This window comes from Dyadobacter sp. OTU695 (genome assembly GCF_038440355.1).
Taxonomy (GTDB): domain Bacteria; phylum Bacteroidota; class Bacteroidia; order Cytophagales; family Spirosomataceae; genus Dyadobacter.
Window position 1 is genome coordinate 124,747 of sequence record NZ_JASATN010000014.1, and the last position, 15,420, is coordinate 140,166.

General features: G+C 51.7%; 11 protein-coding genes. 9 read left to right on the top strand and 2 right to left on the bottom strand.

All coding sequences use genetic code 11. From position 1 onward, the window contains the following. The first annotated feature begins 53 nt into the window (after positions 1-53). The 3 genes from AAHB90_RS23410 to AAHB90_RS23420 all read left to right on the top strand — a co-directional run bounded on the left by AAHB90_RS23410 (position 54) and on the right by AAHB90_RS23420 (position 4,861). On the top strand, positions 54-3,269 hold the full coding sequence (locus tag AAHB90_RS23410) for a carboxypeptidase regulatory-like domain-containing protein (protein ID WP_342087671.1): 3,216 nt from the start codon (positions 54-56) through the stop codon (positions 3,267-3,269). Positions 3,270-3,465: 196 nt separating this feature from the next. Continuing rightward, complete coding sequence (locus tag AAHB90_RS23415) at positions 3,466-4,095, top strand: hypothetical protein (protein ID WP_342087672.1); 630 nt, start codon at positions 3,466-3,468, stop codon at positions 4,093-4,095. A 325-nt stretch (positions 4,096-4,420) separates the two neighbouring features. Beyond that, a complete protein-coding gene (locus tag AAHB90_RS23420; protein WP_342087673.1) occupies positions 4,421-4,861 on the top strand; it encodes a methyltransferase family protein in 441 nt (146 codons plus the stop codon). 39 nt (positions 4,862-4,900) lie between these two features. Here the strand turns inward: AAHB90_RS23420 and AAHB90_RS23425 are convergent, their stop codons facing one another. Further along, complete coding sequence (locus AAHB90_RS23425) at positions 4,901-5,107, bottom strand: hypothetical protein (protein WP_342087674.1); 207 nt, start codon at positions 5,105-5,107, stop codon at positions 4,901-4,903. 284 nt (positions 5,108-5,391) lie between these two features. On the opposite strand from AAHB90_RS23425, the gene AAHB90_RS23430 reads away from it, so the two are divergent. Beyond that, positions 5,392-5,853 carry a (2Fe-2S)-binding protein gene (locus tag AAHB90_RS23430; RefSeq protein WP_342087675.1) on the top strand — a complete coding sequence of 154 codons (462 nt, stop codon included), beginning with the start codon at positions 5,392-5,394 and terminating at the stop codon, positions 5,851-5,853. Between the two features lie 9 nt (positions 5,854-5,862). Beyond that, positions 5,863-8,034, top strand: coding sequence for a xanthine dehydrogenase family protein molybdopterin-binding subunit (locus tag AAHB90_RS23435; protein ID WP_342087676.1), 2,172 nt, complete (start codon positions 5,863-5,865; stop codon positions 8,032-8,034). A 17-nt stretch (positions 8,035-8,051) separates the two neighbouring features. Here AAHB90_RS23435 and AAHB90_RS23440 read toward each other — a convergent pair whose 3' ends face one another. After that, positions 8,052-10,823 (bottom strand): DUF6797 domain-containing protein, encoded by a 2,772-nt coding sequence (locus AAHB90_RS23440; protein ID WP_342087677.1) that lies wholly within the window; start codon positions 10,821-10,823, stop codon positions 8,052-8,054. Between the two features lie 157 nt (positions 10,824-10,980). Between AAHB90_RS23440 and AAHB90_RS23445 the strand changes: the two genes are divergently transcribed. The 4 genes from AAHB90_RS23445 to AAHB90_RS23460 all read left to right on the top strand — a co-directional run bounded on the left by AAHB90_RS23445 (position 10,981) and on the right by AAHB90_RS23460 (position 15,420). After that, entirely contained in the window at positions 10,981-12,273 is a 1,293-nt protein-coding gene (locus AAHB90_RS23445) for an NCS2 family permease (RefSeq protein ID WP_342087678.1), read from the top strand. Between the two features lie 7 nt (positions 12,274-12,280). Continuing rightward, positions 12,281-13,087, top strand: a complete 807-nt coding sequence (locus AAHB90_RS23450) for a 5'-methylthioadenosine/adenosylhomocysteine nucleosidase (protein ID WP_342087679.1) — start codon at positions 12,281-12,283, stop codon at positions 13,085-13,087. A gap of 118 nt (positions 13,088-13,205) precedes the next feature. Further along, positions 13,206-14,315: a hypothetical protein gene (locus AAHB90_RS23455; protein ID WP_342087680.1), complete on the top strand. Its 1,110-nt coding sequence runs from the start codon at positions 13,206-13,208 to the stop codon at positions 14,313-14,315. Then, positions 14,299-15,420, top strand: a complete 1,122-nt coding sequence (locus AAHB90_RS23460) for a hypothetical protein (RefSeq protein WP_342087681.1) — start codon at positions 14,299-14,301, stop codon at positions 15,418-15,420. The genes AAHB90_RS23455 and AAHB90_RS23460 overlap by 17 nt, the downstream gene beginning before the upstream one ends.

Sequence of the window (15,420 nt, forward strand, 5' to 3'; positions counted from 1 at the left end):
CCCTGGACAAGTAGATCCTCTTCTTTTGCGGCAAATTTTGTTTAACCAACAACATGCTCATGCATAAGAGATTTTTACTTCCTATCATCCTGACATTGCTTTGCTGCTTCGGTAACATCGTAGTGTTGAGGGCTCAAACAACGCAGGCGTCGATCGCCGGTACGGTCACCGACGACCAGAATGCAGTACTGGCGGGCGCGACCGTTCAGGTGAAAAACGAATCAACCGGCTTCACAACGGGAACCGTTACCAATGCAAAAGGCGAATATGCCTTTAAAGAACTTCCACTGGGCGGTCCTTACACTATTACAGCCACTTACATCGGATTCGGCGAACAAAAGCTGACAGGCTATCTCCTCCACCAGGGCGATGCCGTGAAGGTTAAAATGAGCATGAAAGAGGCCGGCCAAACACTGGAAGTGGTAAGCGTTGTGGCTTCGGGCATCAAGAACAAGATCGAAAACCTCGGTGCTTCCACCGCCATTTCGGCAAGGGATATCACCCGTTTGCCGGTGAACGGTCGGAATTTCACGTCACTCATGGACCTCTCGCCATTGAGCCGCGGTGGTAACATTTCCGGGCAACTGGGCTCTTCGACAGGTTATACCATTGATGGTATGAGTTCCAAAAACCCGACTTCTGCCGGCGCGACAACCAGCCGAAGCGGCGCCCCCTATTCGATTTCGATCGAAGCGGTACGTGAATTTCAGGTGGTTACCAACCAGTATGACGTTACCTACGGACGCAGCGGCGGTGGTACGATCAGCGCGGTTACGAAATCAGGCACCAACCAACTGAGCGGTAGCGCATTCAACTACACGCGTGCCGACTGGTTGTCGAGCCCCTATGATATTCGCGGCAACAAAATCAATAACAAATTCTCTACCAACCAGTTTGGGTTTTCCCTCGGCGGCCCGATATTGAAAGATAAGCTGCACTTCTTCCTGGCCTGGGACCATCAGCAGGACAGCCGTCCGTTGATCATCGCGGACATTCTCAGCCCGGTTGACGAAAACCGGTTCAATGTGACCCGCGCCACGCTGGATCAGTTCGTGAACATTGCCCGCAGCAAATACGGCATGTCCGATACCCCGCAGTTTGGATCATTCGATAAAAAACGTGGTTCTGACGCGGCATTTTTACGCCTCGACTGGCAGCTGAACAACAGAAACCTTCTGACGATCCGCAACAACTACACCAACGACCGCAACAAGCTCGGTCTGGCGGATAACACCACGATCAACGCCTACGAATCGTATGGAAACGATTTTAACCAGGACAATAGCCTGCTCGCATCGCTCCGTTCGACACTCAATTCGAAAGTGACCAACGAGCTGAAAGTGCAACATTTGTTTGTCAAACAAAAAAGTGCTCCCGGCGATCAGCTTCCGGCAGCCAACATTCCCAGGGCGATCGTAGAGAACGTCAATTCCGTGCTGAGCGACGGCAATTCGCGCTCGACCAACATTCAGATGGGCGGTCACCGTTTCGCTCAGGAGCGTTTTACCAACAATGTGGTTCAACTGGTTGATAACCTGTACTACAACACAGATAAAGTGGAATACACCTTTGGTGCGGACATCATGATGACGCGGTCGCACTCCACTTACGGCTCGGAGGTGAACGGTCGCTTCCACTACAACGTGGACGCTGCTGCGGGCAAAACGGCCCTCGACCAGTTCAATGACCTCAAACCATACCGATACTACCGTGAAGTACCTTTGATGGACGACTGGTCGGTAAAAGGCACAATCTGGAATGCAGGTATTTATGGTCAATTAAAAACCAGCCTCGCAACCGGCCTGGACGTAGTGGCAGGCCTTCGCCTCGACTATGCGCATTACCCGAGCTCGCCTTTGAACCAGACCCTGTACGACGCCTTGAAAATCCGCACCGATAACAAGATCAAGTCGTTCGTGGCACAACCTCGCGTGCAATTTACCTGGGATGTGAACGAAAAGCATACCGATATTTTCCGTCTCGGCGCAGGCGTGTTCGCTTCGGACATCAACAACTATGTGGTAATCAACAACCTTACATTCGACGGGAAGCACCTGGCGACAGTCGATGTGCGCAGCCCGAACGTGCCTACTCCAGATTTCGCCGCTTACCGTGCCAACTACAACAGCATTCCTACGTTGGCGCAATTCCAGTTGCCGACGATCAATACCAATGCCAAAGACGCACGTGTGCCCATCATTTACAAGGCTAACGTTTCTTACGCCAAGTACCTGACCGACAAACTGAAAGTGGGTATCGCAGGTTACATGAGCCTGGGCCGTAATAACTATATGTATGTGGACAGAAACATGGTGGACGAACCGTTCTTCCGTCTTGCCAACGAGGGTAACCGCGGCGTATACGTACCGGGCGGCGATCAAATGCCGACAAACGGCGCCGGCGACTGGTTGAAGGGACGTAAATCGACCCAATTCGGCCGGGTGCTGGAACTTAACAGCCAAGGTAAGGTGAATGCATTCTCTGCCGTGGCCGATGTGGAATATGAATATTTCCGCGATGGAAAGATCACATTGAGCTATACTTATAATGATGTGAAGGACAACACGTCGTTCAACGGTAACGTGGCCAACAGTGCAACGCTTTCATTGCCGGTAAGGGACGACCCACGTAACCTGAGCCTGATGTCTTATTCGGACAACCAGTTCCGTCACAAAATCGTGTTCTACGGCTCACTGCCCAGCTTCTGGGGTGTAAACGTGGGCGTTCGTTACTCGGGCATCGGCGGAACGCGCTACACGCTGCTTTCGGGTGGAAATACCAACGGCGACTTCGTAGGAACCAACGACCTCGCATTTGTTTTCGACAGAAACGATCCGAGCGTGCCTGAAAACGTGCGTACGGGTCTCCAGGCCATCCTCGACAACAAGGACGCCAGCCAGAGCATTAAAGATTATATCACCAAAAACTCAGGTAAAATTGCTGAAAGAAACGGTGGAATTAATGGTTTCTACGGCGTCTTCGACGTACGTGCTTCCAAAAAGATCAAAATCGCCGGTACCCATGCCATTGAAATTTCTGCCGACGTTTTCAACTTTGCCAACTTCCTCAACAAGGACTGGGGCCGCAACAAGTCGCTCGGTACGCAGGCGCTTTATGCACTGGGCATCCCCGCTGCCAATGGCAAGCCCGCGGTTGCCGCATTCGACAGAACCAAAAATCAGTATGTGTACCGCGTAAACACCGCGGGTGTGGTAACGCCTTCGGGTAACCCTTACCAGGTGCAGATTGGTTTGCGGTATAGCTTCTGATCACCGGTATCCACCATAAGAAATCCCCTCCTTTCCGAACAAAGGAGGGGATTTTCTTTTCATGTAAAAATTTAGTACCATTTTTTTGCCAAAAAGTTACAAATTAGATGTATTATTGAAACAACATACTGTATTTCAGTACCGTACACTCACCACTTTTTAACAATAAAATGAAATTATTTTACGGAAAACCTTTTTGAGCCTGTCCTTGCTGATCATCGCACTTGCTTTATCCTGCACGGACCACGTCAATCCCGGAGAGCCTGGCCAATCGAATTGTTTAAGGGTAAACGGAAGTCCAAGGCTCTATCCGTGCGAATTTGAGATCACGCAGATCGATGTCATGAAAGTAAGTTCCAACACCGATGTTTACGCTACGTTGACGCCCTCCAACCACAATGTGCATTTGCTGACCACAATGGCCTTCTCGTACATCAGAACAGCCACTACTACCGCAACGCTGGAATATAAATTAAGGCTGCATGTAAAGCGGATCGCCCCGCCGACATTTCCTACGCCAACCGGTTACTGGATCAGCGAGTCGATCGCAGGTGGCGAGCCCGACGATCCCAGCGTTCTGTTGCCCAACCGATACTATCCTGCGCCCATCCTCAATATGGCTGTAGGTGAGACAAGCCTTGTTTTCACACGACTGACATACTATACTTCGGACGGCGAATTACAGGGCCGCCCATCGATGGTATCAATCCAAAATCCGGTTACCTATCAGAATCTCGCCAACGCACCGAACAACTATGCGCTCGGAAGGGACCGCTCGGAAGCTTATTACTTGCCAATTAACGCCACATATACCGACAACAGATAGGAAAGGGCAACAGAAAATATTCCGGCCAATGCATTATAGCAACGGCCGGAACCATGCCTTCAAGGTTCCAGTTTATCAGATACCTTCACGCCGCCGATTGTGAGCAATGTGGCCGCTTTAAATTCAAATTTCCTGCAACTTATTGACAACTTTCTGCGAATTGATCGTTAACGAGGGAACACACTACACCCGTTTTGGGATGGTTTAACCCTTGGTTTCGGCAGTTCATCACATTGGTGTTCTGTATATCGAGCCTCCGATACTAATTTAGAGCATGTTTCAACCAGTGGAAGCGCGTCTTCCGGAACATTAACTTCATTTAGCCATGAACACGATTGAAATTGAACAAGAACAGGAAATTACGCCAATGAACATCATCCGGATCGGAACGGGTTTCTGGTCTGCGAAACCTTTGCTGACAGCCGTCAGACTAGGCTTCTTTACTGAACTTGGAGCGGGTCCGCTTTTCGTATCCGAAATCCGGCAAAAACTTGGCCTGCAAAGTGACAGTTCCCTCGACTTCCTCGACACCCTTGTTACATGGGGCATTATCGAACGCCATGGTAAAGGTTTCACAGCCATTTACTGTAACTCACCCGAGGCCGATACATTCCTGAACCGCCGCAAGCCGGATTATTTGGGAGATTTGCTCGAAATGGTCAACGATGAGCAATTATCGTCAGCTAAAAACCTGAAAGAAGTTGTCAACCGGTCAGGCCTTCGGAAGCGACTGGATTTGAACAGGCTGCTTACTATGGTTGCCTAGTAATCCTGGAATACATTATCTGTCCAGAGGGGAGCGGGCTTACCGCTCCCGCAATTTTCCGGAGCGCCTCTCCGAATTAAACGAAGCCCGTTGTTCTGGTAATTCCGGAGTCCACAAAGCCTCAATTCGATTCACTTTCTCTTTCGCCGCCTTCCAAAGCTCCGGATAACGTTGCTTTAATTCTTCATCTGTTACCCAGTTCTCTGCATCATTTTCGATGCCCTTAGTATTTGCCTTCCTCTTCATAATTCGAGTTTGTTAAATAGTGATGATTAATCGGCACAATGGAGATCGACCAGCTTCCTCCCGGTTGAAACATTTCATAATTTGTAACAACCGGCAGATCTACCCATAAACCAATGTCCAACTGGCGGCAACAGATTATCAAGCGCCAGTCTTGCCTTCTCTCCCCAACCATTTCCCAAAAACCGCATTTCATACTTCTAAACCCACACCTTATCAATCCTATTTGTACCCGGGCGGCACCCGTTTTACTTTCGAAGCATCCGAAACTTCTAACCCGACCGCCTATGCCTTCCTACAAGCTTTCTGTTAACGGTAAAGCCTATACTGTCGAAGCCGATGAGCAAATGCCGTTGCTTTGGGTAATACGTGATCTGATAGGCCTTACAGGCACCAAATATGGTTGCGGGATTGCGCAGTGCGGGGCTTGTACGGTGCATTTGAGCGGAGCACCGGTACGCTCCTGCTCTTTTCCTGTGTCGGCAGTAGGCGAGCAACCGGTAATAACGATCGAAGGTCTTTCTGACGATAACTCGCATCCCGTGCAACGCGCCTGGATTGCCGAGCAGGTGCCGCAATGCGGCTACTGCCAGAGCGGGCAGATTATGTCGGCCGTAGCATTGCTGGCAGGAAATGCGAACCCCGACGACGACGCTATTAATACCGCCATGAACGGTAATATATGCCGGTGCGGGACCTATCCCCGCATTCGCAAGGCGATCAAGACTGCCGCCAGCTACTCCCGTTGAACGCCAGTCATGAAGCCACAAGCTATTTCCCGTCGTCATTTTCTTCGTCAGGCTGCCCGGTCGGGCGCGGCGCTGACGCTAGCTGCATACATGCCCGCGCACGGACAAACGCTCCCGGAGATTGTCAATCCGGTAACAAATAGCGTGGAGCCGGGTACCGGGTTGCTATCCTGGATTTCGATCAACTCAGAAGGCAAGGTAACGCTGATGTGCAACCGCTCGGAAATGGGCCAGGGCACCTTTCAGGCACTTCCGCAAATGCTCGCAGAAGAGCTGGAAGTGAACCTGGACGACGTTCAGGTCGCTTTTGCACCGGCCAACCCTGAGAAATATGGCCCGCAGCCGCAGGAAGGAAGCTTTTCAGTCCGCGGATGGGCACCGCGACTCCTGCATACAGGCGCCTGCGCACGCGAGATGCTCATCGAGGCTGCCGCAACTGAATGGAACGTTTCCCGAAATGACTGCTACGCTGAAAATGGGGCGGTTATCAACAGGAACAGCCAAAAGAAACTGATCTACGGTGCATTGGTCGAAGAGGCTGCCAAACTCAAACCACCGACAGAAGTCGTACTAAAAAAGCGGAGTGACTATAAAATCATCGGTAAATCTGCCCCTCGGAAGGATATTCCCCTAAAAACCAACGGATCTGCCGTATTTGGTCTGGACAAAAAGCTGCCCGGCATGAAATACGCGGTTGTGGAACGCAGCAGGCGGTTCAGGGATACGGTAAAGAATTTCGACGATTTGGAGACGCGAAAGGTACCGGGAGTGTCTCACGTTTTTAAGGTAAAAAGACCGGTATTTTCTCAATACTGCGAAGGCGTCGCCGTTGTCGCCGATTCTCTCTGGGCAGCGATGCAAGGCCGTAAAGTATTGAAAGTGAATTGGAACGATCCGGATTTCGAACTACCCGACACCGCATCGCTCGAAAAACAAATGCGGGAAAATCTCCAGAGGATCGGCCCGCAGCCGAAACTTGAAAATGAATACGATCATTGCATACAAAAGCTGGAAGCGGTTTATGAAACTCCCTACCAGTCGCACAGCTGCATGGAACCGCTCAACTGCGTTGCAGACGTCCGCTCCGACAGCATCGAGATTTGGGGGCCTATCCAGGAAGCGAACTGGATTCAGGCCGATTTAAGCCAACGGTTCAATATCCCCATTGAGCGCGTGGCGGTAAACATGACCTTCCTCGGCGGTGGTTTCGGCAGAAAGGGTTTCCCCGATTACCCCTGCGAGGCCGCATTGATTTCCAAAGAAATACAAGCGCCGGTACAAGTGGTATGGACGCGAGAGGACGATATGACTGCCGGTCCCTTCCGCCCCGGAGCAATTTATACCTTGAAAGGCGGATTAACCGCCGCCGGCCGCATTCACGCGTTCCAGGCCAAAACAGCTACCCAGTGGATCGGGCAGGAATGGTCACCGGTCCCACCGTCCGCTCCCGAGGCAGCCGGCTACAATACGGGCGATTTCGAAGGGTTGCTACACCCCTACCGCCAGGGAATCCCCCATTACAGCTTCGGGGGCGCCGGTACGCACTCACCCATACCCGTGATGTGGTGGCGCTCCGTGTACGCGTCCACGAACGGGTTTGCGTGCGAGAGCTTTCTCGATGAAATGGCGCATTTGGCCGGCAAAGACCCGCTGACATTCCGGCGTGAGCATTTACCAGACCCTCGCTACCAGGCCTTGATCGACCGGATGGCAGCATTAACCAACTGGCGATCCCGTGGCAAAAACCAGGGCTGGGGCGTTGCATTTACCGAATGCTTTACCGGCATTTGCGGCCATGCAGTGAAAGTGGCCCGGAATGCGGAAGGAAAAGTCAGAATCGAAAAAGTGACTGCACTGATGGATTGCGGATGGTACGTCAACCCGGACATTATCCGCGCACAGGTGGAGGGCAGTATCGTCATGGCGCTGGGCGCTGCCACCACACATGCAACGACCTTTGAAAACGGCAAAGCGGTTCAGCAGAATTTCGACACCTACTCCATGCCGCGCATCGCCGACATACCGCCTATTGAAGTCCACGTCATGGAAAACGACGAGAAACCCGGCGGCGTGGGTGAGCCGGGGCTGCCTCCGTTTGCCCCGGCCCTTGCCAATGCCATTTTCGACCTTACGGGCCGGCGAATCCGCAGGCTCCCGTTCAGTCTGGATGAAATTTCGTAGCCGCTGTGGAGCAGCGGCTATTTTCCCGAAAGCGATTTGATAAACAAAATCACCGATTCGATATCGTTGTCCGAAAGCACGCCTACAAACGATGGCATTTCTTCATTATAACCTTTGATAATGCGCTTGGAAGGCGTCAGAATGGACTCCCGAAGGTAGGCCTCGTCGGCAACTACCTTGGTACCATCGTCAAAAGTCCGCTCCGATTTGTACAGGTTCTGAAACGGCGGGCCGTACATCCCTTTTGTGCGCGTACCTTCCGAATGGCATCCGGCACAAGCCATTTTCTGGAATATCTCCCGGCCCTTTTCGGCAGAAGCGGCCGTTTCAGCCACGGCTACCGCTGTGGGCTCGGGGCGTTTTACATTCAGTAATGCGAGGTCGACGCCTTCGAAGCCTTTCAAATCGACGTCTGTGGACTGGTTGATGGTAAACCAGAACTGATCGTTCACTTTTTTGCCATCCGCGGCTTGCAGATGATAGGTCAATTCCATCTGCATAACTTCGGTCATTTCAGGCACTAGCAGCAGCACACTTCTGCGATCCGCCGACAAATAGGATCCCGCCACGTACATAGTCTCTTGTCCGGTTGATCCGTCGAGCTTGAAATGGCCTGAACCGTATTCCTCGGTACGTTTGTAATTCCACCTTTTCACTTCAAAATTCTTTGGATCGCTTGCTGTGGCTTTATCCATCGGTGAGTCGAAACGCAGCACAATACCTTGCTTGCCAGCGCGGAAATGATTAGGTAAATAACTCGGTTTTCCCGTGTAGCGCAGCCTCAGCAATGCACTGATCCCATTTGAGCTGGAACCCCAGAGGTTAAAACCAGCCACATATAGTTGCTCGTCAACCGGGTTCATCGCCCCTTTCGAGGTCGGCGCAGGATAATTAGCATTTATCACCGAAACACCGCCCTGTACAATGCTCGTAGTACTATCGATCAGCACGCGGAACAGCCCTGGTCTGCCGAAAGAAAAATGGATCAGGTTATCATTCAGTGGCCCCATTTTGGTACTTGTAGCCCAAACCTGGCTGATCGCCGAACGGTCGACACTATGAGGAATCCAGGTCAATGGCGGGGTAACGTCCGGGTTATCTTTGCGGTGCAATGTAGGTTCTACGCCGAAGTAATCGCCTTGCTTGATGACAAAAATCGGTGTGGAAGGTACGAAGTTACCCTGCTGGTCGGAAGCGGTCAGAATCCCTTTCGTAGGATGCATGCCAAGATACGGCCCGCGTAGACCCGTCGCTACGACCTCCGCGCTACGGCCGTCCAAGGAAATTTTCAGGATAGTGCCGTTCTGGTCCGAACCTGCCCGGAAGCCTTTGCCGGTAACTTTGGTCATACCAGGCCCGTTGCTCAAACTCCCCCCTTTTGCAATGTAAAAACTGCCTTCCGGCGCAGTCACAAGGTCTCCTGCCCACTCGCGCGACTCGGCCGACTGCCCCATTACGTTAGAAAAATTCTCATAGTAATCGGCCACACCGTCATTGTTCAGGTCATGAAACCGTATGATGCCATTTCTGTCAAAAACATAAATACTTTCCTTCACGATCTCGATGCTCATCGGTTCGTGAAGACCCGATGCAAAGCGCCGCCATTTCAGGTTTTGCAGATTTTTATCAATACCCTCCACCATCCAGACGTCGCCTTCAAAAGTAACGACAGCCGCCCTTCCATCCTTAAAAAAGCCCACATCGGCCACACGCACGTTTCTTTTCCAAGGATTATTCAAAGGCAAAGTAAGCTGATCCGTCACGAAGGCAGCCGTATCCGGCGACAGCTTTCCTTGCGTAACAACTGTTTCTTTCCACAAAGCGGGGCCGCCCTTTTTGAAATCAGGCAGTGGCGTGTGTTTGGTTTTCACAAACTTTTCAAATGCCTTTTTATCCCTCGAAAGCCCTTTCCAAATGGCAACCGTCGCTTCGGTGCTATTCGCAGAAGCCGGTATTTTCACCGTCAGATATTTTCCCTCTTCCACGCCGGGCTCCCAGTCTGGCTTGCCTTTGCCCAAAACCGCGACTGCGGTAACGGTATCTTTGTCCACACCCTGGTACACGTACGCAATTCGTCCCTTTACCTCGCTGCCGGTTGCATTATCGATTTCAGCGGCAGTCAGAAATAAATCGGTGGAAACATCGCCGGCCTGGATTGCGCGGGTAAATGCCACGCCGCGCTCGAAACGGGCGCTTCCCGGCAACTCGTAAATATGTGCCTTGCCGACCGAATAATCGAGTATTGAACGGTTTCCGTAGACATACACACCGTTATAGCGCCCCTGCCCGGCGGGAAGCGGCTTCCAGGTAGGCGGTAACGACTGGTCGGTGCGGTACTGCGGCTTGCCCGTAGACCATCCTGCGTAGGCGCCCGTTGCTAGCACGGCCGAGCCGGGAACGGTGGCTATATTATTGTTTTTGTTAAAAAAATCCTTGTACGAAACCTGCGCCATCAGCACCATCGGTAGAAACTTGCCCGTCCACGCCACCGACCACCGCAGCAAATCGGTATCAAAGCACGCGTAGGCGCTGTCGCCCAGCTGCAATGCGAGCGTACGTGCAGCCTGGTTATCTTTCGGAAAGCCGCCGCCCAGCTTGCGGGCGTCGACAGATGTTGAAATGTAGGGAAAACCCGGCTCCACAAATGAAGCCAGTTGTAGCGAATCAGGACGGTCGGAAGCGGTATTGCGGGTGTAGGTGTAGCCGGTCATCAGCACGGACGCCAGGGTGATGGCGCCCAGCAGGGCAACACCCCACCGTTTGCCCGGGTACTTTGAAATGTTAAGCATGTATGGTTCAGGTAATGAAGAACAACTTTTAAAGCAATGCAAAATAGGAACTTACTGGAATACTAATGACCAATTTTCGGCCTACTATCCCTTACACCCAACGAAAAAGCCTCCCCATTGAATTTAAATCAATATATTTGAAATAAACCTGAACGATATGACCTTATTCTCCGGGCTTCGCAAAGAGCAGATCTCCACCGAAATCCTGGCCGGGATTTCTTCATTCCTGGCAACGGCGTATATCATCGTCGTAAATCCGTCGATCCTCAGCCAAACCGGCATGCCATTCCCGGCAGTGCTTACGGCAACAATCCTGGTGTCGTTTTTCAGCAGTCTGATGATGGGCATTTACGCCAATAACCCGATCCTGGTTGCGCCTGGAATGGGGCTTAACGCGTTTTTCACCTACACCGCAGTATTGACCGACGGCCTGTCGTGGCAAGTGGCGCTCGGCACGGTGTTCTGGTCCGGGGTTTTCTTCCTGATTTTATCGGCATTCAATATCCGGTCCTATATTGTTAAAGCTATTCCAAAACCTTTACGGTTCGGCATCGCGGCGGGGATCGGGCTGTTTATCACGCTCATAGGTTTTGCCAATGCCAAATTCATCGTACCCAATCCCGCGACGATGATCAGCCTGGGTAACCTCAATGCGCCGACGCTCACATTCATCGCCGGACTATTGCTAACAGTGATCCTTCTGATCCGCAATGTAAAAGGCAGCATTCTGATCGGCATTGTCCTCACGAGCCTGCTCGCCTGGCCGATCGGCCGGTGGTGGGGCGGACCGGAAACGGTTATTACCATCGATCACATTGTGTCGAAACCCGATTTCAGCCTGCTTTTCAAGCTCGATTTCGTCAATTCGCTCAAATGGAGCCTTGCACCGATCATTCTGGCATTCGTATTTACCGACATGTTCGACAGCCTTTCGACATTCGTAGGACTGGCCGAAGCCTCCAACCTGCTCGACGAAAATGGCGAGCCGCGCAATATCCGCCGTTCACTAATGGTGGACGCCATTTCCACGACTATCGCCGGGCTCACCGGCAGCAGTCCGGGTACGGCTTATATTGAATCTGCGGTAGGGATCGAACAGGGAGGTAAAACCGGGCTGACGGCTGTTACAGGGGCCGTTTTGTTTCTGCCCTTTCTCTTCCTTTCGCCGCTGCTGAGCGCAGTACCGTCCATTGCCACTGCTCCTGCATTGGTGCTGGTGGGTGTTTTTATGATGAAACCTGTCGTCCGCATCAACTGGAACGATCTTTCGGAGGCGTTTCCTGCATTCCTTGCGATGGTGCTGATTCCATTCACCTACTCCATTACCCAGGGCATTATCTGGGGATTTCTTAGCTGGACGGCTTTGAAATTGCTTTCGGGACACGCCAGGGATATTAGTATAGCCCTCATTATCATTGATATTTTCGCCATACTGGCGCTGATTTTTTAAACTCAACATGAAGAAAAACTCACTACTTGCATTCCTCTTTTTACTTGTCTTCCATTCTGCGAAGTCCCAAAGCATTACCGGCATTCTCGGCGCATTTCCGCCTGAGCTGGTATTGCTGGAAAGTCAGATGACCGGAAAAAAAGATACCATTATCAGCCAGATCCGCTTCATTACTGGCGCATTGCGCGGCCGGCGCGTCGTACTCGCAGAGACAGGCGTGGGAAAAGTGAATGCCGCCATTACGACCGTGATGATGATCCAGCATTTCAAACCCCGCGAAATCGTATTCTCGGGAATTGCAGGCGGCGTAGACCCGGCCCTGGCCCCGGGTGACCTGGTGATCGGGACTCAGGTTGCCTACCACGACTTTGGCCAGCTCGACGATGCGGGAATGCATTACTGGGCCACAAAAAACCCCTTTACAAAAAAAGAAAACCCGCTGAAATTCCATTGCGATTCCGCATTGATCAGTAAGGCACTTTCTGTTTCCAAGAATCTGAAACTGGCCAAGGTGGAGCGGGACAATGGCAGCTTTGTACCGGCAGTTAAAACCGGCATCATCGTTACCGGTGATGTGTTTGTTTCATCGGAAAAAACCACAAAGCGATTGCTGAGCGACCTGAATGCCGCTGCGACCGAAATGGAAGGTGCCGCCATCGCGCAAACCTGCTACCAGCAAAACACACCATTTCTGATCATCCGAAGCCTGAGCGACAAGGCCGATGGCAAAGCCAAAGCGGACATGGACCAATTTTACAATGTTGCCGCGCATAATGCGGCTACACTGGTTATGGCTGTGATTGAGGAAAAGTAGCCGGGGCTGCGCCCGCACGCTCTTTCCAACGGTAGATTTGATGTTTGCGATGCTTTATAATTGGTCGGTGATCATCCTGCTGGCCGTTCATTGTCAACTCGTTAAACGCAGATAAGCTATGAAGAAAGTTTACTTCCTGTTGGCCGCACTTGCCGGGCTCGTGTTTCTGGCCAACACTTCGCGTGTGACCCGTGCCAAATACGGCATGGTAGTGGGCACACCGGAGATCCGATCGATCAGCGGGCTGGCTTTCGGGCCGGACGGGGTGCTTCTTGTGGGAGATTCCAAAAGTGCGACCGTTTTCGCGATCGACACAAAGGATGTGACGGCCAGTGCAAATACCCAACCCGTTGAAATCAAGAATATTGACCAGAAAATTGCCGCATTACTGGGAACAGACGCCGCCCATATCAGCATTCAGGATATCGCTGTGAACCCTGTTTCCAAAAACATTTACTGCGCTGTGCAAAGTGCCGATGGCACACCGGTACTGCTCAGAATCATGGGTGATAAAATCGAAGCGGTAAGCACGAAAAATGTGCCGTTTTCGAGCCTGGCGCTTAACAATGCACCTTCGGAAGATGCAAAAGACAAACGTGGCAATGCTGTCAGGGTTTCAGCCATTTCGGATATCGGTTTTGCGGATGGCAAAGTACTGGTGAGCGGGCTTTCCGGTCAGGAATTCAACTCGACTTTCCGCAGCATTCCTTTTCCTTTTTCCAGCAAACAAGACGAATCTACGCTGGAAATCTACCACGCTGCGCACGGCAAATATGAGACGCTAGCGCCGATCCGCACATTTACCACAGCCGAAATCAAAGGCAAAAAATACCTGGTAGCGAGCTACACCTGCACGCCGCTGGTCCTTTTCCCGATGGACGAGCTTAAACCCGGCACACATGTAAAAGGCCGTACCGTCGCCGAAATGGGTAGCGGCAACTCGCCGATCGATATGGTGACGGTAAGCAAAGGCGGAGAGTCATTCTTGATGATGTCCAACTCGGCCCGGCCGGTTTTCAAAGTAAAATACAAAAGTATCGAGGCTTACCAGGGCGCGCTGACCACTCCCGTGGAAGAAAGCTTCGCCACCGCAGGCGTCGACTTTGTTTCATTGCCTGTAACGAATGTAATCCAGATGGACAAGCTGGACGATTCGCGCATGATCCTGCTGCAACGCCGGTCCAACGGCAGTCTCGACCTGTGGACTTCGAGTGAAAGATATTTGTAGAAGATCGGCAAAAAGATTGGTCAGGCTGGCGTTCATCCCCGGCCTGACTTTTTTTGTGTGCCTTTTCGCATGCCGGAAAGAAAGACGTAAGGAACCGATCGGCATTCAATGGAAAAACGGACAGGCGACCGCAATCATCGTCCCTACCGCATTCACAGAGACTATTCCGGATGATTCCGTTTCTTCTCTGGTGACAATCAACATAGCAGATCAACAAAACCCCGTAGCCATTTTTGGTTCGTTTGAGCCAAAAGATAATGGGCTATTATTCACGCCAATGATCCCCTTCACGCGCGGAATGCGTTACGAGGTACGCGTACATGGCACGTATGCGGGAGGTTTTGAAATACCCGAAAATCCTACTGGTAATGCGCCACGTGTCACAGCCATTTATCCTTCGGCCGACACGCTGCCCGAAAACCTGCTTAAAATTTACCTGCATTTTGATCAGCCCATGCGAGAGGGCCTTTCCGGAAAATATGTCAAACTGATCAAAAACCAGCGCGATACCATCGAAGGTGCATTCCTGGATCTGCAACCGGAACTTTGGAACCCCGGGCGGACAGTGCTAACACTCTGGCTCGATCCCGGACGGATCAAGCGTGATTTGCAGCCCAATAAACGGCTGGGCGCGCCCATGCAGCCTGGCACACATTATCAAGTTATCGTATCGCAGGCATGGACGGATGTGCATGGGAAGAAACTGGCAAAACCTTATCAAAAGGCATTTGTAACCATCGCAAAGGATTCCCAATCGCCGCAGCCTTGGCAATGGAACCTGGTAACGCCCACGCAAGCGACGGAGCAGCCACTGACGATCGATTTCAAGGAATCGCTGGATCACAGCCTTTTGCGCGAAGTATTTACGATCCAGGATAGCAATGGCGCTAAAATCTCCGGTCGATGGGAGATCGGCCAGTTTGAAAAGCAATGCAGCTTTATACCGGCAAAAGAATGGAGGACCGGTTCCTACAAACTCCTCATCGAACCCAGGCTGGAAGATTTGGCGGGGAATAACCTCGTACGTCCGTTCGACAGGGATATATCCAAAAAATCGGAGGCAGTCACAGGGGAGATTGCCTTGCTACATTTCAATATCAAATGA

What these genes read in the sequence shown, in the direction of transcription:
- AAHB90_RS23440 (WP_342087677.1), bottom strand. Translation starts at nt 10,823, where the DNA reads ATGCTTAACATTTCAAAGTACCCGGGCAAACGGTGGGGTGTTGCCCTG.
- AAHB90_RS23435 (WP_342087676.1), top strand. Translation starts at nt 5,863, where the DNA reads ATGAAGCCACAAGCTATTTCCCGTCGTCATTTTCTTCGTCAGGCTGCC.
- AAHB90_RS23410 (WP_342087671.1), top strand. Translation starts at nt 54, where the DNA reads ATGCTCATGCATAAGAGATTTTTACTTCCTATCATCCTGACATTGCTT.
- AAHB90_RS23445 (WP_342087678.1), top strand. Translation starts at nt 10,981, where the DNA reads ATGACCTTATTCTCCGGGCTTCGCAAAGAGCAGATCTCCACCGAAATC.
- AAHB90_RS23425 (WP_342087674.1), bottom strand. Translation starts at nt 5,107, where the DNA reads ATGAAGAGGAAGGCAAATACTAAGGGCATCGAAAATGATGCAGAGAAC.
- AAHB90_RS23450 (WP_342087679.1), top strand. Translation starts at nt 12,281, where the DNA reads ATGAAGAAAAACTCACTACTTGCATTCCTCTTTTTACTTGTCTTCCAT.
- AAHB90_RS23455 (WP_342087680.1), top strand. Translation starts at nt 13,206, where the DNA reads ATGAAGAAAGTTTACTTCCTGTTGGCCGCACTTGCCGGGCTCGTGTTT.
- AAHB90_RS23430 (WP_342087675.1), top strand. Translation starts at nt 5,392, where the DNA reads ATGCCTTCCTACAAGCTTTCTGTTAACGGTAAAGCCTATACTGTCGAA.
- AAHB90_RS23420 (WP_342087673.1), top strand. Translation starts at nt 4,421, where the DNA reads ATGAACACGATTGAAATTGAACAAGAACAGGAAATTACGCCAATGAAC.